This is a genomic window from Paenibacillus sp. 2TAB23, from assembly GCF_052115165.1.
Taxonomy (GTDB): domain Bacteria; phylum Bacillota; class Bacilli; order Paenibacillales; family Paenibacillaceae; genus Pristimantibacillus.
The window spans coordinates 35,366-58,995 of sequence record NZ_JBFRGD010000035.1 but is presented as its reverse complement, the minus strand read 5'-3'; the positions used below and the strand labels follow the sequence as shown (position 1 = coordinate 58,995).

At 48.9% G+C, this 23,630-nt stretch carries 21 protein-coding genes; 19 read left to right on the top strand and 2 right to left on the bottom strand.

Going from position 1 to position 23,630, the window contains the following annotated elements; genetic code table 11:
- Positions 1-600, top strand: a 600-nt coding sequence (locus tag AB4Z29_RS30465) for an IS3 family transposase (RefSeq protein WP_441946654.1), incomplete at its 5' end; no start/stop codon positions are given.
- Between the two features lie 85 nt (positions 601-685).
- Here AB4Z29_RS30465 and AB4Z29_RS30460 read toward each other — a convergent pair.
- Entirely contained in the window at positions 686-1,792 is a 1,107-nt protein-coding gene (locus tag AB4Z29_RS30460) for a coiled-coil domain-containing protein (RefSeq protein ID WP_441946653.1), read from the bottom strand.
- A gap of 76 nt (positions 1,793-1,868) precedes the next feature.
- Here AB4Z29_RS30460 and AB4Z29_RS30455 point away from each other — a divergent pair, with 76 nt between their 5' ends.
- Positions 1,869-3,017, top strand: a complete 1,149-nt coding sequence (locus AB4Z29_RS30455) for a class I SAM-dependent methyltransferase (RefSeq protein ID WP_441946652.1) — start codon at positions 1,869-1,871, stop codon at positions 3,015-3,017.
- Between the two features lie 238 nt (positions 3,018-3,255).
- Here the strand turns inward: AB4Z29_RS30455 and AB4Z29_RS30450 are convergent, their stop codons facing one another.
- Positions 3,256-3,492: a DUF2626 domain-containing protein gene (locus tag AB4Z29_RS30450; protein ID WP_053375484.1), complete on the bottom strand. Its 237-nt coding sequence runs from the start codon at positions 3,490-3,492 to the stop codon at positions 3,256-3,258.
- Between the two features lie 276 nt (positions 3,493-3,768).
- On the opposite strand from AB4Z29_RS30450, the gene AB4Z29_RS30445 reads away from it, so the two are divergent.
- From AB4Z29_RS30445 to AB4Z29_RS30365, 17 genes are all read left to right on the top strand, one after another.
- The gene (locus tag AB4Z29_RS30445; RefSeq protein WP_441946651.1) at positions 3,769-4,419 is read left to right on the top strand and encodes an RsfA family transcriptional regulator; all 651 of its coding nucleotides are present in this window, start codon (positions 3,769-3,771) and stop codon (positions 4,417-4,419) included.
- A 140-nt stretch (positions 4,420-4,559) separates the two neighbouring features.
- Positions 4,560-5,552, top strand: a complete 993-nt coding sequence (locus AB4Z29_RS30440; RefSeq protein WP_441946650.1) for a ketopantoate reductase family protein — start codon at positions 4,560-4,562, stop codon at positions 5,550-5,552.
- Between the two features lie 6 nt (positions 5,553-5,558).
- Positions 5,559-5,954: a DUF3397 domain-containing protein gene (locus AB4Z29_RS30435; protein ID WP_441946649.1), complete on the top strand. Its 396-nt coding sequence runs from the start codon at positions 5,559-5,561 to the stop codon at positions 5,952-5,954.
- 146 nt (positions 5,955-6,100) lie between these two features.
- Positions 6,101-7,741, top strand: a complete 1,641-nt coding sequence (bshC, locus tag AB4Z29_RS30430) for a bacillithiol biosynthesis cysteine-adding enzyme BshC (protein ID WP_441946648.1) — start codon at positions 6,101-6,103, stop codon at positions 7,739-7,741.
- Positions 7,742-7,762: 21 nt separating this feature from the next.
- A complete protein-coding gene (locus tag AB4Z29_RS30425) occupies positions 7,763-9,028 on the top strand; it encodes an adenosylhomocysteinase (protein WP_441946647.1) in 1,266 nt (421 codons plus the stop codon).
- A 115-nt stretch (positions 9,029-9,143) separates the two neighbouring features.
- Positions 9,144-10,124, top strand: a complete 981-nt coding sequence (locus AB4Z29_RS30420) for a DUF4349 domain-containing protein (protein WP_441946646.1) — start codon at positions 9,144-9,146, stop codon at positions 10,122-10,124.
- A 176-nt stretch (positions 10,125-10,300) separates the two neighbouring features.
- Entirely contained in the window at positions 10,301-10,738 is a 438-nt protein-coding gene (gene mraZ / locus AB4Z29_RS30415; protein ID WP_183563659.1) for a division/cell wall cluster transcriptional repressor MraZ, read from the top strand.
- A 29-nt stretch (positions 10,739-10,767) separates the two neighbouring features.
- Positions 10,768-11,718, top strand: a complete 951-nt coding sequence (gene rsmH / locus AB4Z29_RS30410) for a 16S rRNA (cytosine(1402)-N(4))-methyltransferase RsmH (protein ID WP_441946645.1) — start codon at positions 10,768-10,770, stop codon at positions 11,716-11,718.
- A 23-nt stretch (positions 11,719-11,741) separates the two neighbouring features.
- Entirely contained in the window at positions 11,742-12,134 is a 393-nt protein-coding gene (gene ftsL / locus AB4Z29_RS30405) for a cell division protein FtsL (RefSeq protein ID WP_441946657.1), read from the top strand.
- A gap of 11 nt (positions 12,135-12,145) precedes the next feature.
- Entirely contained in the window at positions 12,146-14,437 is a 2,292-nt protein-coding gene (locus AB4Z29_RS30400; protein ID WP_441946644.1) for a penicillin-binding transpeptidase domain-containing protein, read from the top strand.
- Between the two features lie 151 nt (positions 14,438-14,588).
- Entirely contained in the window at positions 14,589-16,529 is a 1,941-nt protein-coding gene (locus AB4Z29_RS30395) for a stage V sporulation protein D (protein ID WP_441946643.1), read from the top strand.
- A gap of 75 nt (positions 16,530-16,604) precedes the next feature.
- Positions 16,605-18,092 carry a UDP-N-acetylmuramoyl-L-alanyl-D-glutamate--2,6-diaminopimelate ligase gene (locus tag AB4Z29_RS30390; protein ID WP_441946642.1) on the top strand — a complete coding sequence of 496 codons (1,488 nt, stop codon included), beginning with the start codon at positions 16,605-16,607 and terminating at the stop codon, positions 18,090-18,092.
- Entirely contained in the window at positions 18,089-19,516 is a 1,428-nt protein-coding gene (locus AB4Z29_RS30385; RefSeq protein ID WP_441946641.1) for a UDP-N-acetylmuramoyl-tripeptide--D-alanyl-D-alanine ligase, read from the top strand. The genes AB4Z29_RS30390 and AB4Z29_RS30385 overlap by 4 nt, the downstream gene beginning before the upstream one ends.
- A gap of 4 nt (positions 19,517-19,520) precedes the next feature.
- A complete protein-coding gene (gene mraY / locus AB4Z29_RS30380) occupies positions 19,521-20,477 on the top strand; it encodes a phospho-N-acetylmuramoyl-pentapeptide-transferase (RefSeq protein ID WP_441946656.1) in 957 nt (318 codons plus the stop codon).
- Positions 20,478-20,554: 77 nt separating this feature from the next.
- Positions 20,555-21,994 (top strand): UDP-N-acetylmuramoyl-L-alanine--D-glutamate ligase, encoded by a 1,440-nt coding sequence (gene murD, locus AB4Z29_RS30375; RefSeq protein ID WP_441946640.1) that lies wholly within the window; start codon positions 20,555-20,557, stop codon positions 21,992-21,994.
- A gap of 46 nt (positions 21,995-22,040) precedes the next feature.
- The gene (gene spoVE, locus AB4Z29_RS30370; protein WP_441946639.1) at positions 22,041-23,138 is read left to right on the top strand and encodes a stage V sporulation protein E; all 1,098 of its coding nucleotides are present in this window, start codon (positions 22,041-22,043) and stop codon (positions 23,136-23,138) included.
- A 6-nt stretch (positions 23,139-23,144) separates the two neighbouring features.
- Positions 23,145-23,315, top strand: coding sequence for a hypothetical protein (locus AB4Z29_RS30365; RefSeq protein WP_441946638.1), 171 nt, complete (start codon positions 23,145-23,147; stop codon positions 23,313-23,315).
- The last annotated feature ends 315 nt before the right edge of the window (positions 23,316-23,630 follow it).

Here is a 23,630-nt window from a genome sequence, read left to right as displayed (position 1 = left end):
GTGCAACGTATCATGCAGCAGGAGAGGCTACAATGCAAGGTGAAGGTCAAGAAACGCAAAAAGACAGGAGCACCCGTTTATGTGTCAGAGAACCTGTTAAAGCGCAATTTCAAATCCGAAAAACCGTTACAGAAGTTAGTGACGGATATTACTTACTTGCCCTTTGGGCCTAAAATGTTGTATCTTTCTAGCATTCAAGATTTATTTAATGGAGAAATGATTGCTTTTACGATAGGGGATACACAGGATACAACATTTGTTTTGGACACGCTAAACCAGCTCCCGGCGTTGCCCGAAGGATGTATATTGCATAGTGACCAAGGTTCAGTCTATACGTCAGATGCTTACCAGAAGGCTGTGAAAAGCAAAGGCATTACCATGAGCATGTCCCGTAAGGGTACGCCCGCTGATAATGCCCCAATCGAATCGTTTCACGCCTCTCTAAAGTGCGAAACATTCTATCTCGACCATTTAACCTGTACAACGACCGCCATCGTGATACAGATAGTCAAAGATTACATTCATTATTATAACCATATTCGCATTCAAACGAAACTAAATAACCAGTCACCAATTCAATATCGGCAACTGGCATGTTAGTTAGGTGTTTTATCCCTGTCTCATTAGCAGGGGTCAGTTCCAACAGAGAACAGGCTCTTTTTAACGTTGCGATGATGGATGCAGCCTACAGCTTCAAGCTTAGCTTGATGGTGAGCTCTCCGTCTTTCATAGCAACAGAATTCGCTTTGAGGAAGGAAACAATCAGATCCGGGTAGAAGCCAAGATCAAATTCCTTCTCCAGAGCGCTCCTTGTCGTATCGGGCAAAGAGAAACCATTAAATAGCAGCTCGTCGACGTGGAACAGGATCGCATTCTTCGGTTCATTCTCGATGGTGTAATGCCCGGTGATTTTGATAGCCATGTTCTCTCTTTTGCCTTGAGCAATTACTTTTCCATCAATAAACTCAAATGAAAAGTTGTCAAAGATCGGATTTTGCTCGCGCAAAAATGAGTTCAGTTCATCTTCAGGCACACGGATGGTGTACTGGAATCCTTTAATTTCCAACAAATCCTTATTGTCCTGAACCCAGCTAGGCAGCTTCTGCATCGCTTTGGATAGCGCGCGGAAATACTGCTTGACCTCATCGATGCCTGCCGACTCCCAGTAGGAAGTAAGCTCATTCATTAGTATTCGAATTCTTTCGGCATCGGAGCGTCCGGACAGTTCCTGATCCAGCTGCTTCTCAAGCGCAAGCACGCGTTCTTTTTGCTCGCGAAGCTGGTTCTCTACAGCGACTAATTCTTCTTTTCTCGTTTCAAGAGCTCGGTAGCCAACCTTAACCTTCTTGTATTGCTCCACATATGTATTCAAGGTATCCTTATCATGAGTAAGAATAATTTCGGCATAATCGAGCATTTGGAACAGCTCGGATAACGAATTGAACGAAAGAAGAGCGCTAAGCAGAAAGTCTCTTTCACCCATATAATAAGCGCGCAACACACTGCCTGCTTCATCTTGCTTGTCCGATATTTGCTGCTCCTGCAGCATGAGCTGCTTCTCTGTATCCGTCATGGTTAGCATGAGCTGCCGTTTCTGTTCTCCAATTCGGATTATCTCTTTATCGATCTCGACAACGGATAAGCTTTTTTCAAGCAGGGCATGCAAATCCGCCTCATCAACCGACAAGGGCTCTGCCCATGCGGTAAATTGAAACAGGAGCCAAGTGACAAGCAATATCGCCGTAGCAGCTATGGAAATACGATTACGCTTGGCTGGCAAAGTCAACGGCATCGTCCCTCCTCAGCATTCATTTTATGCGGCAATCCATACTATTATATCTTACAATTGGAAAAGGATGAACCATATCATGCGCGAAAAAGAGCTATCTGCTTTAATCGAGGCAAGCATTGCGGCATCCAGCCAATTCGGAACCTATGTCGATCCGCAGGGCTGCTTGCACCGAGTACCGTGTATTTCTTTCCTAGATTATATGCGTGCTTGCTTGTACGATCCCTATTACGGTTATTATCGCTCAGGACAAGCAAGAGTGGGCAAGCAAGGTGATTTCTATACTAGCTCTGGCATAGGGACAATTCTGGCTGAGGTATTGGCGGGTTATGCGCATGCTTATTCAAAAACTTTGAACGAGCCTATTCACCTCATTGAATGGGGAGCGGGTACAGGCAGATTGTCGGTTCAGATGACTGCGGCATACCGGAAAAACAGAATGGCAACAGGAAACTTTCGGCCGATCCTCATTGAGGATCATCCTGGACATAGGGAAGCGGCAAGATTGGCATTCACCGAGATGAACATGACGGACTTGGACCCGATCATTGAAGCTTCGGATGATGCATGGGGAGCAAGCTGGCTTAGAGAGCCGGCATTAGTGGTCGCTAATGAGCTGCTTGATGCGTTCCCCGTTCGTCGTGTGGCCAGGATGAATGGCCAGCTGATTGAATTAGGAGTGGCTGGTGATGCGGAAACCGGCTTCTTTGAGGTGCAGATGCCAATCCAGGATAATAGGATCAACGATTGGCTGGTGAGGGACGGCATTGTCCTTAAGGAAGGGCAGCGCACGGAGATTCATGCCGATACTGCTGGGTTTTTAATGGAACTAAGTAAGGTGCTCGCACGGTCAAGGCTTATTATAATCGATTACGGCCATGAAGCTGCCGAATATGCAGCTGAGCATAGGATGGAGGGAACGTTGCTTTGTTATTGGAGGCATACAGTGGGCGATAATCCCTATGTAAGAGCAGGGGAGCAGGATATTACTTCACATGTGCCCTTTACGTTTATTCGCAACGAAGCTGAAGAGAATGGCTGGAAAGTGAAGGACTATATGACGCAAAAGCAGTTCCTGCTGGAGAATGGGGTGCTGGAGCTGCTGCAAAATCACCATAATCCAGACCCATTCAGCGTAGAAGCGCGGAAGAATCGAGCGATAAGGCAGCTCCTGCTTAGCGATCAGATGAGCGAATCCTTTAAAGTAATGATTCTGGATAAACCATAGCTGCTGCTCGTCCAAAGAAAAAGGTGCCAGTCCTGAGGACTGGCACCTTTTCTCAAAATATAGGGAATGTTTATCCTTAGGCAATACATCTCCTATATTTCTCGGAATGAAACGCGGCGCGCCGCGTTTCACGTTGACCATACAAGTATGTACAGCGACTGCTGCTACTTTACCTATACTCCGTACATCTTGAAAGTTTGGGAACGACCTGCCTGAAGCCATTGTGCTTGCGCTTTGGCTAGAACGGCAAGTCCATCTTGAAGACCGACCAATACGTGAAACCCACGAATGAAATGATCATATATCCCCAGAACATAACGATGTAAGTTCTTTCGGAGAAATTCAAGTAGCCTAGAAATACGAAAGCAACAGCTTGCGCGAAAAACAAAAGCGCAAATTCCGTCATATGGCCTGCGAAAGCCATTAGTCCGATTACCAGGGTCCAAAAGCCAAGTACCCGATACATGCGTGCCATGATAATATCCCCCTCTCGCTGCGACCCGATTTTCTAATGATCATTATAACGTTTGGCGAAAAAAGTGTAAACCAAAATCAGTGACGAAATCGCAAACTTTTTGTTTGCATAAGGGTAACTCCCACTTAGTCACCCTTAGTTTGCTCAAATATAAGGACAAACATGTATGAGTACGATAAAAAATGGTTATACAAATTAGTATCCAATAGATTCTATGAACTCTACCAAGGGCATAGAGATAAAGTAAGCGCCTTTACGTTAGGAGGTTTTCGTTGCATGACAGCAATTAGACAAGATGCGTGGAGTCCGGACGACGATTTAATACTCGCCGAGGTCACACTACGCCATATTCGCGAAGGAAGTACCCAGCTTGCGGCATTTGAAGAGGTTGGCGAACGAATCGGACGTACTTCGGCTGCCTGCGGGTTCCGTTGGAACAGCTGTGTCCGCAAACGGTATGAGGATGCTATTCAAATCGCCAAGCAGCAGCGCCAGAAACGCAATTATCTGAAAAAACAAACGGTTGTCGCAACGCCGCATGTTTCTTCGATAGCCGTATTCGAAACAGATGAGCGCGGCTTGAGGCAAGAAGGCGGATCGATTGAAGAAGGTTTGTCTGTAGACGCCGTTATTCGTTTTCTTCGTGGATGGAAGACGACCTATCAAGACTTAACGCGCCAGACGAAATGGTATGAGAAAGAGCTTAAGGAAAAAGAAGAAGAGCTATACCGATTGCGCGACCAGAATGAGAGATTGTCCAAAGAGGTCAATAGCGCGCAAACTGATTACCGTGCAGTCAACGATGATTACAAGACATTGATTCAAATTATGGATCGAGCCAGAAGACTTACCGTTCTGACGAATGACGATGAAGCTAAGCCTAGATTCAAGATGGATGCAAACGGAAACTTGGAACGTATTGAATAAGTTATAATGAAACGAAGAGAGGCTGGCCTTGTTAATGGGCTAGTCTCTTTTTGCGCCGCGGGGTTGCAATATTTTCCACAGTTTTGATACGATAGGGGCTAAAAGAGCGGCTGACAGTCACAGTTCGGAGGGGGTAATAGGTGCAAATTGATGTAGTGGGCGGAGGTTCGATCGGTCTGCTCTTTGGAGCGAGGCTGGCTGAAGCTGGCGCGGATGTAGTCATCTGGACGCGCAGCAAGGAGCAGGCGGATCTGGTGTCAGAACGTGGCGTGCTGGTGCGTGAGCTAGGCGGGAGCAGCGAGCAAAGCATAGCCATACAAGGAGCATGGGTACAAGACCACAACTTCATCCGTACGCTGACAGCTAGAAAAGGCGGCAAGCGCTGGATACTGCTGGCGGTCAAGCAAACAAGCGTGAATGATCAGCTTCTGGCTTTTCTGGATCGTTTTATTTCCGATTCAGGCGAATCCGACGTTGCGCTTGTTTGCTTGCAAAACGGATTGGGACATTTAGAACGAATAAAGGCTAAGCTGCCGAGCATACCGCTTTTTGCTGCAGTTGTGACAGAAGGTGCCAGACGGATAGATGGACATTCGGTGGAGCATACAGGCAAAGGCGAGCTGTGGATGGGCGAATGGAAAGCAAACGGACGAAAACGAGACATTATAGAAGATAACTCGCTAGAAATGTTCGTTTCTATGCTTCAATCGGCAGGATTTGCTTCGTTTCTGTCGAATGAGTTGGAGAATCGGATTTACAATAAGCTGCTCATTAATGCGGTCATTAATCCATTAACGGCTATATTTGATGTACAGAATGGCCAACTGCCGATGCATGCGTCACGCTTGCAGCTAATGCGTGCTTTGTACATTGAAACGGAGCATGTCTTGGTACAAGCTGGCATGCAAGCACCGAGGGACGGCTGGCAAACGGTTATGGATGTGTGCAGGAATACGAGCCGCAATGTCTCCTCTATGCTAAGCGATATTCGAGAAGGAAGAGCGACTGAAATTGATACCATCAATGGAGGCGTACTCATGCTTGCCAGACAATATGGGCAGCAGGCGCCGCTAAACGAAGCAGTGATCGAACTTGTTAAAGCGCTGCATCCGAAGCCGGATACGGAGGAGTGAAGCACGATGGAGATGATCTGGGATAGCGTTAAGCACCTTTATGCTTATTTGGCTGTCATTCCAATCATACCTTTCGCAATCGTATTATTTGGTTATGGGGCTTACGTCCAAGATCGCAAAAAAGGATTCCGCATGGCTATGGACATTACTACGGCCTTATTGATAGGCTGTGTTGCCGTGTTGTTTGACAGACTGTTCGGCAGCCAGTTCGGCTTATACGGCATTTTATTGTTTATGCTTCTTGGCGGAGGCTTGCTCGGCAATGCGCAATTCCGCAAACGAGGGAAAATCGACGGAAAGAAAATTTTTCGTACGATTTGGCGATTGAGTTTTTTTACGATGAGCTTGCTGTACATACTGTTTATGTGTCTCGGAATCGGCAAATTAATGTTTACCGCTTAAATGAAATAGGATGTCGCGAGCGCCTCTTCCACGAAGTGGCGTTTTTGTTTTGACGGACGGCTTCTCCTTTGTGTACAATTATAGCGTTGCATGATTCATATATCGTCGATTTGACAACAAGTATGCGGGAGGTTACGGGCTGCGCTATGAGAAAAGAATCGTATTCATTGCCAAGCGCTCAGCCTTTGACAGAGGCTTATATACATCGGGAAGATGAACGCGTTGCAGCCTTATACGGCTACCATGCGGGAGCGGAAGAGGATTGGGAAAGACGTCTGAAACATTTGGATCAGAGCAGCTCAAAGAGAGCGGATACTCATGATTTGGCACGCGTGCTTCGTGCATATAACGAAGCAGCGCATGCTGCGCCTGAAGTGTTTGCATCTATTTCAGCGATTGCAAACGGGGCTCCAGTCGTTATAGGCGGGCAGCAAGCCGGCTTGTGGACGGGGCCTTTGCTCGTGATACATAAAGCTGTATCTATTATTGGTGCAGCTAAATCTGCAAGCGAGCAGCTTGGGCAAGAGGTCGTGCCCGTGTTCTGGATTGCGGGAGAGGATCACGACTGGGATGAAGCTAACCATGCTTATGTCGTTACTGCTGAGCAGGAGATGCGCAAGCTTTCTGTCGCTCGGCCTGAAGGTGGCCGTACTTCGGTCAGCCGCACCGCTTTAGATGAAGAAAAGTGGTCGCAGCTTCTGGATGAGCTGGAGCAGGCGCTGCCTTCCTCGGAGTTCAAGCCTGTCATGTTGGATGAGCTGCGTCAAATGTCGCAAAGAGCCAAATCATTGTCTGATCTTTTTGCGATGATTTTGAGCCATTTGTTTGGCAAACACGGCTTGGTTCTGCTCGATGCGGATGATCTGGAAATGAGGCGGCTGGAAGCGCCGATGTTTAAGGAAATCATAGTACGAAATGATGAGCTAGAGCAGGCGTATCTGTCTTCAGCGGGCCAGGTGAAAGAGCTTGGTTATGCACTGCAGGCCGATGTTGCGCCTGGCAGCGCGAACCTGTTCATTTTTAACGAGGCAAATGGCCAGGAGAGAACGCTTCTTCACAAAACAGAAGGCGCCTTTCAAGATCGGAAAGGTCAACTCTCCTTAACGCTGGCCGAACTGCTTGCGATTGCAGAAGAGCAACCGGAGCGATTAAGCAATAATGTATTAACAAGGCCGCTTATGCAGGATTATTTATTTCCGGTTCTGGCAACCGTATTAGGTCCCGGCGAAATCGCCTATTGGGCTCTGACAGCAGATGCATTCCGCACGCTTGGGTTGGAGATGCCGATCATTGTTCCACGGATGTCCTATACATTGATCGAAGGAACGGTCGCCAAGCATATGGATAAATACGAGCTATCATTCGATGATGTCATGTCCCGCTTTGAAGAACGAAAAGGACAATGGCTGAAGGAGCAGGATGGTCTGTCAATCGAGGAGCAGTTCTCGGACGCAAGACAGACGTTTGAGGAGCTGTACAAGCCGCTGCTTGCGCTTGCGACGGCAGTCCAGCCTTCACTTGCCAAGCTTGGTGATACGAACCTGCAGAAAATAGTCGAGCAAATCAATTATATGTCTTCCAAGACGGTCGATGCGTTCAATAAGCAGTTCGAAGCTTCAACCAGGCAGCTTGATCGTATCCATCTATCCGTTAAGCCTTTAGGTAAACCGCAGGAACGGGTCCTTAACATGACAGCCTATTGGAACCGATACAGTCTGGGCTGGCTGGATAAGCTTCTTGATGCGCCATACAGCCGGACAGGCGGGCATGAAATCGTATATTTATAGAAATAACAAGGAGGACTAAAGATGACTACAGTTAATAACAGCATCGTTGCAGACATGTCATTGGCGCCAGAAGGGCGTTTGAAAATTGACTGGGTGGCTGCACATATGCCGGTATTAAATACGATTCGCGCACAATTCGAGAAGGAGCAGCCTTTTAAAGGGTTAAAGGTGACCATCGCCCTTCACTTGGAAGCGAAAACTGCTTATTTGGCCAAGGTTGTCAAAGCAGGCGGCGCAGACGTTACGATTACGGGCAGCAACCCGCTCTCGACACAAGATGATGTGTGCGCAGCGCTTGTCGAGGACGGCATTACGGTATACGCGAAATACAATCCGAGCGCAGAGGAATTTAAAGCTTTGAATGTGAAAGCGTTGGAGTGGAAGCCCGATTTGATTATTGACGACGGCGGCGATCTTGCAACGATTCTGAATTCCGAGCATCCGGAGTTCGGCGAGAACCTTCGCGGCGGAGCGGAAGAAACGACGACAGGTATTATTAGGCTGAAAGCGATGGAAAAGGACGGCTCCTTGAAATTTCCGATGGTCGCTGTCAACGACGCTTATTGCAAGCATTTGTTTGATAACCGCTATGGTACGGGGCAATCGGTATGGGATGGCATAAACCGTACAACAAACCTAATGGTAGCAGGCAAAACGGTCGTTGTTGTCGGCTATGGCTGGTGCGGAAAAGGCGTCGCGATGCGTGCCAAAGGTCTAGGCGCTAATGTCGTTGTGACGGAAATTGACGCGATTAAAGCAGTAGAAGCCTACATGGACGGCTTTGCAGTTATGCCAATGCTTGAAGCGGCTAAGGTTGGCGAGTTTTTCGTGACGGTTACCGGAAATCGCGACGTTATTCGCGGAGAGCATTACGAGGTCATGAGAGATGGCGCGATTATTTCCAATGCCGGCCATTTCGACGTTGAGGCGAATAAGCCAGAGCTGGCGGCTTTGTCCTCAAGCGTGCGTACCGTTCGCCGCAATATTGAAGAGTATAAGCTGAAGGACGGCAGAAGCATTTACCTGCTGGCCGAAGGGCGTCTCGTTAATCTGGCAGCCGGAGACGGGCATCCGGCAGAAATTATGGATATGACATTCGCGCTGCAAGCTGTTGCACTGAAATATGTGAATGAGCAATATAAGGAAATTGGAAGCAGAGTCGTCAATGTTCCTTACGAGCTGGATGAGCAGGTAGCGAGATTGAAGCTGCAATCGCTTGGGTTCGGCATTGATAAGCTGACGGACGAACAACGCTTTTACTTGGACAGTTGGAAGGAAACCGAATAAATAAAAGAGAGAAGCCGCGAGCGATCGCGGCTTTTTTTGCGTTCCTCAACCTAGAAATGAAACCTTTTATTACCAATATCCGTCAGGAGGTTAATAAAGATAAGGGGGTTTCTATATGAATAAAAGAAAAAACAGCCTTTTCTCAAGTGTGCTCGTGCTTATGCTCGCATTGGGTTTGCTTGCGGGGTGTTCAAGCGCAAACGAGAATACGGCTAAAAGCGATGGCAATGGCATGACGAGTAGTCAAAGCATAGCAGCCAAAGAATCAGCAAGCGAAGCAGAAAGCCTAACGCTTGATAGTAAGGCAGATTTAGCACGTATGGCTGACGGGACGGAAGAGTCGATAGCGGCGGGCGGGGGATTGTCTTCGGATACGTCAGCGGAATTGAACGGCTTAAACCAAAAGATCATTTATACAGCCACATTAAATATGCAAGTAGAAGCCTTGGATGCAGCTGCAACCTCGCTCCGCAATGCCATTCATCAAAGCGGCGGTTATATTCTGCAATTCCAGGACACGAAGCATGAGGGAGAAATAGGCTCAAGCTATACCATTAAAGTGCCCGAGTCCGGCTTTATGCCGTTTATAGATCGGATCGAGCAAATCAAGCATAGCAGCTTTGAACGAAATATCGGCGGCAAGGACGTCTCGGAGGAATATGTAGACCTCGAATCCAGACTTAAAGCAAGGCAGCTAGTGGAGACCCGGCTTCTTGCCATGATGGATAAAGCAGTTAAAGCGGACGATCTGCTTAAATTCTCAGACCAGCTTTCCGTCGTACAACAGGAGATCGAGCGTATAAAAGGCCGAATCCGATATCTCGATACGAATGTGGCCTTCTCAACCATTGAACTGAGAATGTACCAAACGAATCAAACGTTAAACGTGGAGCGTGCGGAAGCTAAGGGTCTAGGCGTAAGGATGTCAGATGCGCTGGCAAGCAGCACGAAGATAGTATGGGATGCCATTAATCTACTGCTGGTTGTGGCAGCAGGCGCTGTTCCCGTTCTGATCGTAATCGCGGTGATTGGCATTCCATTGTATGGCTTGCACCGCAAGAGAAAACGCAATTCATCCAATAAAACAGTTGATTAGGGTAATGATGACCGTAAAAGGATCGTTTAAATATTAATAATCATTAATACTATGAAAGATTTCTGAAAAATCCTGCTCATGGAGCAGGATTTTTATTTTAGGTGGCGAACTATTGTATCTTAGTGGGGAAAAGTGGGGCAAAGTGGTGAACTTGGGGGAAGGGGTGGTTCAAAGTCATGTTTATGGGTGAATATCAACATAGCATTGATGAGAAAGGCCGAATCATCATACCTTCGAAGTTTCGGGAATCGCTTGGCGCCTCGTTTATCGCAACCCGCGGTTTGGATAATTGCTTATTCGTATATCCCATGAGTGAGTGGAGCGTATTAGAACAAAAGCTTAAAACACTGCCCTTAATGAAATCAGATGCGCGCGCGTTTACCCGGTTTTTCTTCTCCGGCGCGACCGAATGCGAGCTGGATAAACAGGGAAGGGTAAATATACCTGGGCATCTGCGTGAATATGCAAAGCTGGACAAAGATTGCATGGTTCTTGGTGTCTCCAGTCGTGTGGAGATTTGGAGCAAGCAGACTTGGGATGGCTATTACGAACAATCAGAGCAAACCTTTAACGAAATTGCCGAGAAGCTCGTCGATTTCGATTTCAACTTCTAGAATGGACAACAGGAACAGGAGGCTGAGGCGTGTTTCAGCATATTACAGTGCTATTGGAGGAAGCGGTTGACGGTTTGGCTATTAAGCCAGATGGCATCTACGTCGATTGTACGCTTGGAGGTGCGGGACATAGCGAGCTCATCGCTTCGCGTTTAGGCGAAGGAGGGCGGTTAATCGCATTCGATCAGGATGATTCGGCGCTTGATAATGCTCGCATTAGACTAGCGGCTTATATGGATAAAGTGACGCTTGTCAGAAGTAATTTCCGCGATTTGGAGCAGGAGCTAAGAAACTGCGACGTTCCGATGACAGACGGCATACCACAGGTAGACGGCATATTATTCGACTTAGGCGTATCAAGCCCGCAGCTCGATGAAGCCGATCGAGGCTTCAGCTACAATCATGACGCACCGCTTGACATGCGTATGGACCGCGAAGGTGATCTAACTGCCCATGAAATTGTGAACACATGGGATGAGCGAGATATTTCACGCATTCTGGATCGGTACGGCGAAGAGAAATTCGCACGCTCCATTGCCAGAAATATTATAAAGGCTCGTGAAAAGTCGCCGATCGAGAATACTGGCGAGCTTGCCGAGCTCATCAAAATATCCATTCCGGCCGCTACACGGCGGACCGGCGGACATCCAGCCAAACGGTCTTTCCAAGCTCTTCGCATTGCAGTCAATGACGAGCTTGGAGCAGAGGAAGAAGCGCTGGAACAAACGATTCGCTGCTTGAAGCCAGGCGGACGCGCATCCGTCATTACGTTTCATTCATTGGAGGATCGCATTTGCAAGCAGATGTTTGCCAAATTTGTAGAGAAATGCACTTGCCCGCCTGATTTCCCTCTATGCGTATGCGGAAACAAAGGCACAGTGAAATTGATTAATCGTAAGCCAATACTTCCTTCGGAGAGAGAGCTTGAATTAAATCCGCGAGCAAGATCGGCAAAGCTTAGAGTGGCAGAAAAATTGTAAGAGGGGGATTTAAATTGGCGTATGTGAATGGCAATCTAGCGCTGCAACCTAAGCGTAAGCAGGATCAACAACCTGCGATCAAAGAAACAAAACGACTGGTTAAGACTCGCAAGTCTTTACCCGTTCAAGAAAAGTTACTGTACTTGTTTACTGTTCTCATGTGTGTTGTAGTCGCTGGTGTCATTATTTTTAGATACGCTCAAATCTATGACATGAACCTGGATATCAAAAAGCTGAACAGCGAATACCAGTCGATGAACGTAGAGACGGAAGATTTGAAGAAGCAGGTAGAAATGCTAAGCGACCCTGAACGTATTCGCGAGCTTGCGGAGTCGCAAGGAATGGTCAGCGCTACTGAAGGCGGCATAACGGTAAACACAGGCGACGATGAAATAAAATCGGCATTGAGCGAGTAGGGTGATCGATAATGAAAAAGAGAATTAGAGTACGTACGCTGCTGTTTGGAGGGGTAATGACCCTCCTTTTTCTTGTTTTAATTAGCAGAATCTATGTGGTACAGGTTGTAGAAGGAGCCGAATGGTATAATCTTGCCAAAAAGAGATGGTCAACCGCGGAGGTGCTGACAGCCAAACGAGGTACGATTGCCGACCGTGATGGCAATGTGCTGGCTATGGATACGATTGCTTACAATGTTTCCGTAGACCCAAAAACAATTAACGATGAAGAGCTTGCAGACGATGTCATAAATGGCTTGCACGATATTTTGGGCATTTCGAAAGAAGAGCTCGAGAAAAATGTAAACGCCAAAAAAGAGGATGGAAGCTATGTTGTTAATCGGGAGCTCCGCAACGGCGGCTGGCAAATCGATAAAGCGACTGCTGATAAAATCAGGGAGTTCCGCGAAGAGCTCGCTAAAGAAAAAAAGGTTTATTCGGTAGGGATTGACCTTGAAGAAAACTTGAAGCGTTATTATCCGAGAAAGACGCTGGCTGCACAGGTAGTCGGCTACTTGGATCGGGAAGGCGCGGCAATGACAGGAATCGAAGCGACCTTCAATGAACAATTAAGTGGTGAGGACGGCTATATTAAGTATGAGAAGGACGGCAAACGTGTACAGCTTTCGGAAGGCGAGGTCGAGCTGAAGCAAGCGGAGGACGGACAAAATATCCAATTGACGATCGATGGCGAGATTCAGCATTACGTCGAGGAAGCTCTACAGGAAATCGTAAGAAAATACGCTCCGAAAAGCGCGACGGCAATTGCGGCCGATCCGAATACGATGGAAATTCTCGCGATGGCGAATATGCCGCAATATGACCCGAACATATACTGGAAAAACAATGCGAACTCATATAATCATGCGATTAAATCTCTGTATGAGCCAGGCTCTACTTTCAAGATTGCTACACTGGCCGCTGCCGTAGAAGAGGGTGTTTTCAATCCGGATGAAATGTATAAGTCTGGACAAATTACCCTGAAGGGCGTGCCTACGCCAATTCGGGATATTAAACGCGGCGGTTGGGGGACGATCTCTTTCCTTGATGGCTTGAAGTATTCGAGTAACGTTGCCTTTGTTAAGCTTGGCTATGAGAGAGTAGGGGAAGAGAAGCTACGAGAATACTATAAGAACTTCGGCTTCGGACAAAAAACCGGCATACAGCTTGGCAGTGAGCAGACAGGCACGATCAACTTCCGCTGGCAGAGCGATATTGCGAGAGCGACTTTTGGCCAGGGCGTCGTGACGGTAACTCCTATTCAACAAGTGGCGGCTGTAGCAGCCGTTGCTAATGGCGGAAAGCTGCTTCAACCGCAAATCGTGAAAAGCATAACGGACCCTTCCACAAAGACGACAACGAAGATCGAGCCGAAGGTCGTGCGGCAGGTTATCTCGGAGGAAACCTCCCGCAAGGTCGGTGAGTATCTGGAGCAGGTCGTGTCGGATCAGGAAAAAGGGACAGGTAAAAATGCTTATATTGAAGGCTATCGCGTGGCCGGCAAGACAGGAACAGCCCAAAAGGTTGAGAATGGCATCTATTCAACGTCCAAATTCGTCGTTTCCTTTATCGGCTATGCTCCCGTTGATAATCCGAAAATCGTCGTCTATATCGTAGTGGATGAGCCGAATGACCCTCTCGTTGGCGGAGGAAGAGTTGCTGCTCCGGCATTCAAGCAAATCGTTCTGAAGAGTTTGCGCAAAATGGGCGTCGCTCCGAATTATGCTCCCGATTCCGATAATGCGGTGAAAGAAGTGACGATGACGGTTCCGGATGTRACGGAGCTATCCGTGGCACAAGCCAAGGCGGAACTGAAAGCCAAAGCCATAACGTTCGAGCTTGTCGGAAACGGGAAGACGGTGCTGCAGCAAATTCCAGCTGCGGGATCTTCCGTCCATCCTACGCAGCGCATCTATTTGATTACGGAGCAAAAGGAAAAGCTCGCTGTGCCGGATCTGACCGGCGTATCGCTGCGAGATGCACTGGAGATTACATCCCTAATTGGCATCCGCCTTATTCCTGAAGGACAGGGCTTCGTCGTCTCTCAGAAGCAAGAGACGCTTAATAATGTAAGGGTGCTGAATGTGACGCTCGCTCCGCCAACGGGCGATGAAACGCAAGCGGAGCAGAATGCAGATGAATCATCAGCTGATGAGGAAAAAGCAGGCGAGACAGAGAGTACCGGTAACCAAGCATCGAATCAAGATGACCAATCAGATGATTCCGGCAGTACGGACGCTTCAAATACGAATGCTCCAGAATAATGGAGAAGTAGTGAAAAGCCGGTCGCTTTAAAATGTCACTTCAAAATACCATTCTGCATAGCTTGTTCTATCCGCCGCTTGTCCCGAATAGTTTGGAATGAGCGCCGATTTCGCGCTCCTTGCATACAGTCAAGCGGAGGGGGAACGAGTTGTGAAGGTATCCAACGTAACGGTTAGGCGACGTTTGTTCATCGTGCTTATATTGGCAGGGGTGTCTTTCCTTGCTTTATGTTTGAGATTGAGCTATGTGCAGCTTTGGCAAGGCGAGGAGCTGGCTGACAAAGCGGAAAATTCCTGGAGGCGCGATATTCCGTATGTAGCCAAACGCGGGGAAATCGTGGATCGCAACGGTATTCAGCTTGCCTATAATGTGAGCTCGCCTACTGTGTATGCGATTCCGGTTCAAATTAAAGACAAGCAGGCAGCTGCTGCCGCGCTGGCACCGCTTCTGGACATGTCCCAGGAATCGCTATATGAGAAGATAAAAACGAAAAAAATGATTGTAAAGCTTGGACCCGGCGGTCGCAAAATTACGATTGACAAGGCTGATCAAATTCGGGAGCTTGCGCTCCCAGGCGTTGTTGTTGCGGAAGATAACAAGCGATTCTATCCATTCGGCAGTCTTGCTGCGCATGTGCTTGGTTTTACCGGCATCGACAATCAAGGCTTGACCGGCATTGAAGCCAAGTATAATACGGAGCTAAGCGGCATTGGAGGCAGTGTTTCCTTTCTATCCGATGCTGCGGGCAGGCAAATGCCGAATTCGTCGGACACGTATGTGGAGCCGAAGGACGGGCTTACCATGCAGCTCACCATTGATAAACAAATTCAAACCGTAATGGAGCGAGAGCTTGATCAGGCGATGACAAAGCTTCAGCCGAATGGCATCATCGCGATTGCGATGGATCCTAACAACGGAGAGATATTAGGCATGGCCAGCCGTCCTACATACGAGCCTGACAAATATCGAGAAGTGCCTACCGAGGTCTATAATCGCAATCTTCCGATATGGATGACTTATGAGCCGGGCTCAACCTTTAAAATCATTACGCTTGCCGCAGCCTTGGAAGAGAAAAAGGTCGATTTGAAAAATGAGCGTTTTTTTGATCCAGGTGCAATAGAAGTTGGCGGCGCGAGACTGCGCTGCTGGAAGAAAGGCGGCCATGGCAGTCAAACGTTTCTGGAGGTYGTGGAAAATTCATGCAATCCTGGCTTCGTTACATTAGGCCAGCGGCTCGGGAAAGAGAAGCTATTCGAATATATTAAAAATTTCGGATTTGGAACGAAGACAGGTATTGATATCGGCGGTGAAGAAAACGGAATCCTATTCAAGCTGAGTCAGGTCGGGCCTGTAGAGCTTGCGACAACCGCATTCGGGCAAGGGGTATCGGTAACGCCGATCCAGCAAATCACGGCAGTTTCCGCAGCGATTAATGGCGGAACGCTGTATAAGCCTCACGTAGCTAAAGCTTGGATAAACCCGGAAACGGGCGAAACGGTTGAGACTGTAAAATCAGAGACCGTACGAAAGGTTATTTCTGAGGAGACCTCGAAGCAGGTCCGCGAAGCACTGGAGAGCGTCGTAGCGAAGGGGACGGGTAGAAATGCGTTCATCGACGGTTACCGAGTCGGCGGCAAAACAGGGACTGCTCAGAAAGTAATAAACGGACGTTATTCGCCTAATGAGCATATCGTATCTTTTGTCGGTTTCGCACCTGCAGATGACCCGCAAATCGTCGTCTATGTAGCCGTGGACAATCCGCAGGGCATTCAGTTTGGAGGTGTTGTAGCGGCCCCTATCGTACGCAATATGATGGAGGACGCGCTAGCCATCCTTGAAGTTCCGGCACGCGAGAAGCAAATCGACCGCGTTTACAAATACGGGGAAACGCCAATCGTTACGGTACCGAATTTAATTGGCAAAACCGTCTCGGATTTGTATGAGGATTTGAATATGGATTTCATGCTAACGACGGCTGGTTCAGGCAAAACGGTCATACGCCAAGCGCCAGCAGCTGGAACCCGGGTAGACCGAGGATCGACAATTCGTATCTATTTGGGCGAAGACGATAATATATCCCACTCCCATTGACTATAATGGTAGTTAACGAGGGCGCTGCTGGTCGAGGATGGAGAATCGGCGGCGCTTTGGGGAGGAGTGGGGCAGATGCGTTTAAAGGATATTGCGGAGCTGCTAATTACCTCGCGGCTTATTGGTGACGGGGAGACGGAGCTGTCGGGAGTCGAAACGGATTCGCGAAGCATCGCCGCTGGGCAGTTGTTTATATGCTTGAGGGGACATACCGTTGATGGTCATGTCTTCGCCCCTCAAGCGGCGGAAGCGGGAGCGGCGGCGCTAATTGTCGAGCGCGAGCTCAATCTTGCCATTCCTCAGCTTGTTGTTAGGGATTGCCGTTTGGCTATGGCCATTATTGCTAATCATTTTTACGGCTACCCAAGCAATGAGCTGAAGCTTATTGGCGTGACGGGAACGAACGGCAAAACCACCACAACCTATTTGATTGAGCAAATCCTGAACGATCAGAATCATGCGACAGGCGTAATCGGTACCATTGAACGTCGTTTTGCAGGGCAATCCTACGCGATGACGAGCACGACTCCGCAAACGCTCCAGCTGCAGCGATACTTAGCCGAGATGCGCGATGCAGGCATCGGCTATTGCGCAATCGAGGTATCTTCTCATGCGCTCGAGCAAGGTCGGGTAAAGGGCTGCCGCTTCCGTTCAGCCGTATTTACGAATCTTTCGCAGGATCATTTGGATTACCATGAAACGATGGATCGTTATGCCGCGGTCAAAGGATTGTTTTTCTCCAGACTAGGCAATATGTATGCTTCAGCAGAATCAGAGCGAACGTATGCGGTTTTGAATGCGGACGACGCTTTGGCTAGCGAGTACGCCGAATTAACGGCAGCCGAGGTCGTTACGTATGGCATCGACAAAGCTGCGGATGTTCGGGCCACGAACATTAAAATTACGGCTCAAGGAACGACCTTTGATGTTCAAACCTTCCGTGGAGAAGCTGAGGTCACTTTGCAAATGGCAGGCAAATTTAATGTGTACAATTCGCTTGCAGCCATAAGTGCCGTACTGATTGAAGGGATAGAGCTTTCGGCCATAACGTCAAGCTTGAGCGCCATTCCCGGCGTGCCGGGACGCGTTGAGGCGGTCAATGCCGGGCAAGCCTTTGCCGTTATAGTAGATTATGCGCATACGCCGGACGGTCTTGAGAATGTACTGCGAGCCATCGAACAGTTCGCTGAGAAGCGAATCATTTGCGTTTTTGGATGCGGCGGAGATCGTGACAAGACAAAACGTCCGCTGATGGGGGAAATCGCCGCGAAGTATGCGGATTATGCGATAATTACGTCGGATAACCCGCGTACGGAGAAGCCTGAACTCATTTTAAAGGACATAGAGGCTGGGTTAATTCGCACGAGGGTCGACCCTTCGACTTATGTGTTAATTCAGGATCGCAGGGCTGCGATACAAAAAGCGGTTGAAATGGCAAGCCAAGGCGATGTAGTATTGATTGCGGGGAAAGGTCATGAGACCTACCAGGATATTAACGACGTCAAGCATCCGTTTGACGATCGGATAGTAGCGAAAGAAGCGATAAGGGGAATCATACATTGATTAAACGTACGATCAAGCAAATAGCCGAAATGAGCGGCGCTAGATGGAATGGCATTCAAGCAGACCTTAAAACAGATCTTAAAATAGAGGGAGTAACGACTGACTCGCGGCAAGCAACCGCGGGCCAGTTGTTCGTTCCGCTTGTCGGCGAGAAGTTCGACGGGCATGCTTATTTGAAGCAGGCAGTAGATAACGGGGCGGTTGCCGCGCTTTGGCAGAAGGGGCGCGAGGTGCCTGAGGGTCTCGACTCGTTTCCCCTCCTTATCGTAGGAGATACGCTTGTAGCCCTGCAAAGATTGGCCACGGCGTACAGGAGCGAGCTTTTCGTTCGGGTAGTAGGCATAACGGGCAGCAACGGCAAAACAACGACAAAGGATATGACGGCTTCCATTCTTGGAACCTCTTATAAGGTCCACAAAACGGAAGGCAACCTAAACAATCACATTGGCCTTCCGCTTACCGTCCTGCAGCTCGAAGAGGACACCGAGGTGGCGGTGCTTGAGATGGGAATGAGCGGCTTCGGAGAGATTGAGCTGCTTACCAAAATTGCTCAGCCTGACGCGGCAATCATTACGAATATTGGGGATGCGCATTTGCTGCATCTAGGCTCGCGGGCGGGCATTGCGAAAGCTAAGCTAGAAATCGCGCTTGGCTTGAGCGAAGACGGGCTGCTGTTGTATAACGGCGACGAGCCGCTGCTTGAGGAGGAGCTTGAGCGAGCTGTGCTGCCTGCAGGCATCGTCCGGCGGACATTCGGGTTATCAGAGAAGAACGAATGGTCAGCGGGGGAAATCGGAGTCGAATCAGAGGCAGCGACATTCACAGCGATTTATCAGGGCACTCCTAGCGGCCTTGGACCTGTCCGCATCCCAGTACCCGGGCAGCACAATGTCAGCAATGCGCTTGCCGCAATCGCGATCGGCCGCTTTTTTGGCGTTCCGGCAGCTAAGATCACTGAGGGCTTGCGAGGTCTAAAGCTGACGGGCATGCGCATCCAGCCTGTGCGAGCCTTCAATGGCGCAATGATCCTCAATGATGCTTATAATGCCAACCCAACAGCCGTTCGCGCCGCGATCGATCTTGTGGAACAGTTGGATGGCTATTCACGCAAATGGATTGTGCTTGGCGATATGCTTGAGCTTGGCCCTGACGAACAGGCGCTGCACTTTGAAGCAGGTACCTATATTACGCCGAGCAAGGCGGATGCGGTCTTGACGTTTGGCCCGCTGGCCGTTCATATTGCGGAGGGGGTTAGGTCTCAATTTACTGAGGCTGATGCGCATGAAGCGATCAAACATTTTGCTTCAAAAGAAGAGCTTTCTGGTTGGCTTCGCGACCAGCTTCAGCCATCTGACCTTGTGTTGATCAAAGGGTCGCGCGGCATGCGGATGGAACAAATTGTTCAAGCTTTGGAAGTGGGGTGAGGATATGGACATGATGGTCATATTATTTTCGATTGGCGCCTCCTTTTTGCTAACGGTATTGCTCGGACCATTGTTCATTCCGCTGCTTCGACGTTTAAAGTTTGGACAGCAGATCCGCACCGAAGGACCGCAGAGCCATCTCAAAAAAAGCGGTACTCCAACCATGGGCGGCATTATAATCATGATCGCGCTTATGATTGCATTTCTGAAGTTCTCAGACAAGACACCGGAGTTTTGGGTGCTGCTGACGGCATCGCTTGGTTTTGGACTTGTGGGTTTTTTGGACGACTATATTAAAATCGTATTCAAAAGGTCGCTCGGCCTAACGGCGCGGCAGAAGCTGTTCGGTCAGCTCCTTTTCTCCGTTATCGTATGCGCGATGCTCTACAATATGGGCCACAGCACAGAAATTACGGTGCCTGGTACAGGCTGGGGCTTTGATCTCGGCTGGTTTTATTATCCGCTTGTCGTTATTATCATGTTCGCATCAAGCAATTCCGTAAATTTCACAGATGGATTAGACGGTCTGCTTGCAGGAACGAGCGCGATTGCATTCGGAGCCTTTACGGTTGTGGCGCTGCAAACGTCGGCGCATGAGTCGGCTGTTTTCTCGGCTGCGATGATTGGTGCGGTGCTCGGCTTTCTCATATTCAATGCTCATCCGGCGAAGGTGTTCATGGGAGACATGGGCTCGCTTGGTATTGGGGGCGGGATTGCGGCGGTTGCCATTCTGACCAAAACAGAACTATTGCTTATTATCATAGGCGGCGTGTTCGTGCTTGAGATGCTGTCCGTAATTTTGCAAGTAGGTTCCTTTAAGCTCAGAGGCAAGCGGATATTCAAAATGAGTCCGATCCATCATCATTTCGAACTGGTTGGCTGGTCGGAATGGAAGGTTGTCACCGTATTCTGGCTAGTCGGTTTAGTGTTTGCTGCAATCGGTCTGCTCTTTGTAATATAATGAATAAAACGTAACGGAAAGCGGCTTCCAAGTTTATTTGGAGCCGCTTCATGTATCCATAGGAGGGAATGTCACATATGAACCATCCGGCATCGTATGAGGGCCGCCGTGTTGTCGTAATTGGCTTGGCTAGAAGCGGAGTTAGCGTTGCAAAGGTATTCCATGAGCTCGGCGCGGAAGTCATAGTGAATGATATGAAGACTCGTGATCTATGTCCCGAAGCGGATGAATTAACTGCTTTGGGCATTTCTGTGATATGCGGTTATCATCCAGATGATCTCGTTACGGAGGAAACGGCATTGCTTATCAAAAATCCTGGCATTCCATATACGTCGCCCCCGGTGAAGCGTGCTGAGGAGCTGGGCGTAGAGATTATTACGGAGGTAGAAGCTGCATACTGGCTCTCTCCTGCACCGATCATCGGAATCACAGGATCAAATGGCAAGACGACGACAACGACTTGGATTGGCGAAATATTGGATTATGCAGGACTGAAACCGATTGTGGCAGGAAATATCGGACGCCCGTTATGCGAGGCGGCTTTGGAAGCGGATCAGGATCAGTGGATCGTGGCTGAGCTCAGCAGCTTCCAGCTCAAAGGAACAAGCGCATTCCGTCCGCACATTGCGCTGTTGTTGAACATTGCAGAAACGCATCTGGATTACCACGGCGACATGGATGACTATGTGAATTCCAAAGCGAAGCTGTTTGATAATCAATCGGAAGATGATATTGCGATCGTGAACTGGGATGACCCTGAATGCCGGGCGCTTTCCGAATTTTTAGCTGCAGAAGTCATTCCGTTCTCCGTCTATGAGAAGCTCGGGTCAGGGATTTATATTGATCCGCCATTTGAACAGGGCGCTGGCATTACTGAAGAGGAAGGCGAAGCGCTCAACAGGAAAATCATATTTAAGCAAGCGGATGGATTAGAGACGATCATACTGCCTGTGGCTGAGCTTGGCATTCCTGGCGTTCACAACGCCGCTAACGCGCTTGCGGCGATAGGGGCAAGCATTGCAGCAGGTGTCGCACTCGAGCAGCTTAGACCGCCACTGAGGGGGTTTAATGCAGTTGAGCATCGCCTTGAGTTTGTTAGGGAAGTGAACGGCGTCAAATATTACAATGACTCCAAAGCGACGAATGCTGTCGCTACGACGATAGCGGTGCAATCCTTTGGCTCCAAGGTTATATTGCTGGCTGGCGGTCTTGACCGAGGCTCGGATTACATGGAGCTTGAGCCGTTGTTCCGCGAGAAGCTGAAGGCGCTCGTCACCTTCGGACAAACGCGAGAGAAGCTATCCCGCGTCGCGGAGCTTGCAGGTTTAGCGAGGGTGGAAATCGTCGAACCTAGTGATGACGTTGAATCCGTCCTCAGACAAGCGGTGATGCAAGCAGCGGCTATAGCAGAGCCAGGCGATATCGTACTCTTGTCGCCGGCATGCGCAAGCTGGGATATGTTTAAGTCATATGAGCAAAGAGGACGCATTTTTAAAGATTCAGCGCATACCTTGTAAGTAGGGGGCATGTCCCTACTTTCCCATGCTAAGAGGTGTGTTCGCTATGGCCAAGGCACGTTCTGCCCCGGATATTTGGATGCTGACTGCAATCGGGCTTATTCTAGCAATTGGATTAATTATGGTTTACAGCGCAAGCGCAGTGCTTGCCTTTCATGAGTTTGGCGATCGTTTTTATTTCGTGAAACGGCAGCTCTTGTTTGCCGGACTCGGTGTCGGTGCGTTACTATTCACGATGAATACGCATTATACCGTCTGGAAAAAATGGGCGCCTATGGCATTGATCATTTGCTTCGGCTTGCTGCTGCTCGTTCTAATACCGGGTGTTGGAGTCGTTAGGGGCGGAGCGCGGAGCTGGCTGGGCATTAGCTCATTCGGCATTCAGCCTTCTGAATTCATGAAGCTGGCTATGATTTTATTTTTGTCCAAATGGTTGTCAGAGAAGCAGCAGACAATCACGCTTTTCACAAAGGGGCTTATGCCGCCGCTCGGCTTGGTTGGACTAGCCTTCGGCCTCATCATGCTTCAGCCTGATTTGGGTACCGGAGCAGTAATGGTGGGCGCCTCTCTTATTCTTATATTTACTGCCGGCGCGAGAATAGCGCATTTAGGCGGGCTGGCGCTGATCGGTGTCGCGGGATTCATCGGCCTGATATTAGCTGCCCCTTACCGGCTCAAGAGGATTACCTCTTTTCTTGATCCGTGGGCAGATCCGCTCGGCGGCGGGTATCAAATTATTCAATCTTTGTATGCAATTGGACCTGGTGGTCTAGTCGGCCTAGGGCTTGGCATGAGCCGGCAGAAGTTTAGTTACTTGCCGGAGCCGCAGACGGATTTCATATTCTCCATATTGGCCGAAGAGCTTGGCTTTATTGGCGGGGCTACGTTAATTCTATTGTTTTTAATCGTAATATGGCGAGGTATTCGCGCGGCTATAGCAGCACCGGATACGTTTGGAAGCTTGCTTGCCGTCGGAATCACCGGCATTATCGGCGTCCAAGTGCTTATCAATATTGGTGTCGTTATTGGCATGATGCCCGTTACTGGCATCACATTGCCGCTTGTGAGTTATGGAGGCTCTTCCCTGACGCTGCTGTTGACCGCGCTGGGCATCTTGTTGAACGTATCCCGTTATTCGAGGTGAGGCTCCATGCCTGGAACGGAGAATGGCTGCAGCGGCGCTTATGTTTCAGCAAAGTTTCCCGAAAGTCGAACCTTGCTTACAAAGCTATTCTTGGATAGGCTGCAAGGAAGTCGTAATCGTCCGGCTAAGAATGAGTCGCAACCTGCCAAGCGCAGCAGCGCATTCTTGCCGGATTAAGCTGTTTTAAGGCCAGAATGTACATGGGCTACAGAATTGGAAGAAGACATTTTAAGTTGCGGGCTATTGATTTATTTGTAGCAACTGACTCATTTATTTATAGCGATTGTGATTAAAACCTGCAGTGAAGCCGTGTATGACTCAATTTTATAATAGGTAAGCAGCAGTAGAAGCTTTATATTGAAGTGAAGCAAAGCGTTGTTATCAAACAAATGAGCGCCGTATGGGCTGCTGTCACACAAGAGCCTATAAGGGCATAAGATACACTATATTCGTGACCGTCGCCCAATTGGAGCGGTTGTTGCAGCAAAGCGC

Excerpts from the sequence above, each read along its gene's own strand:
- AB4Z29_RS30460 (WP_441946653.1), bottom strand. The coding sequence starts at position 1,792 with ATGCCGTTGACTTTGCCAGCCAAGCGTAATCGTATTTCCATAGCTGCT.
- AB4Z29_RS30455 (WP_441946652.1), top strand. The coding sequence starts at position 1,869 with ATGCGCGAAAAAGAGCTATCTGCTTTAATCGAGGCAAGCATTGCGGCA.
- AB4Z29_RS30450 (WP_053375484.1), bottom strand. The coding sequence starts at position 3,492 with ATGGCACGCATGTATCGGGTACTTGGCTTTTGGACCCTGGTAATCGGA.
- AB4Z29_RS30445 (WP_441946651.1), top strand. The coding sequence starts at position 3,769 with ATGACAGCAATTAGACAAGATGCGTGGAGTCCGGACGACGATTTAATA.
- AB4Z29_RS30435 (WP_441946649.1), top strand. The coding sequence starts at position 5,559 with ATGGAGATGATCTGGGATAGCGTTAAGCACCTTTATGCTTATTTGGCT.
- bshC (WP_441946648.1), top strand. The coding sequence starts at position 6,101 with ATGAGAAAAGAATCGTATTCATTGCCAAGCGCTCAGCCTTTGACAGAG.
- AB4Z29_RS30425 (WP_441946647.1), top strand. The coding sequence starts at position 7,763 with ATGACTACAGTTAATAACAGCATCGTTGCAGACATGTCATTGGCGCCA.
- AB4Z29_RS30420 (WP_441946646.1), top strand. The coding sequence starts at position 9,144 with ATGAATAAAAGAAAAAACAGCCTTTTCTCAAGTGTGCTCGTGCTTATG.
- mraZ (WP_183563659.1), top strand. The coding sequence starts at position 10,301 with ATGTTTATGGGTGAATATCAACATAGCATTGATGAGAAAGGCCGAATC.
- AB4Z29_RS30390 (WP_441946642.1), top strand. The coding sequence starts at position 16,605 with ATGCGTTTAAAGGATATTGCGGAGCTGCTAATTACCTCGCGGCTTATT.
- mraY (WP_441946656.1), top strand. The coding sequence starts at position 19,521 with ATGGACATGATGGTCATATTATTTTCGATTGGCGCCTCCTTTTTGCTA.
- murD (WP_441946640.1), top strand. The coding sequence starts at position 20,555 with ATGAACCATCCGGCATCGTATGAGGGCCGCCGTGTTGTCGTAATTGGC.
- spoVE (WP_441946639.1), top strand. The coding sequence starts at position 22,041 with ATGGCCAAGGCACGTTCTGCCCCGGATATTTGGATGCTGACTGCAATC.
- AB4Z29_RS30365 (WP_441946638.1), top strand. The coding sequence starts at position 23,145 with ATGCCTGGAACGGAGAATGGCTGCAGCGGCGCTTATGTTTCAGCAAAG.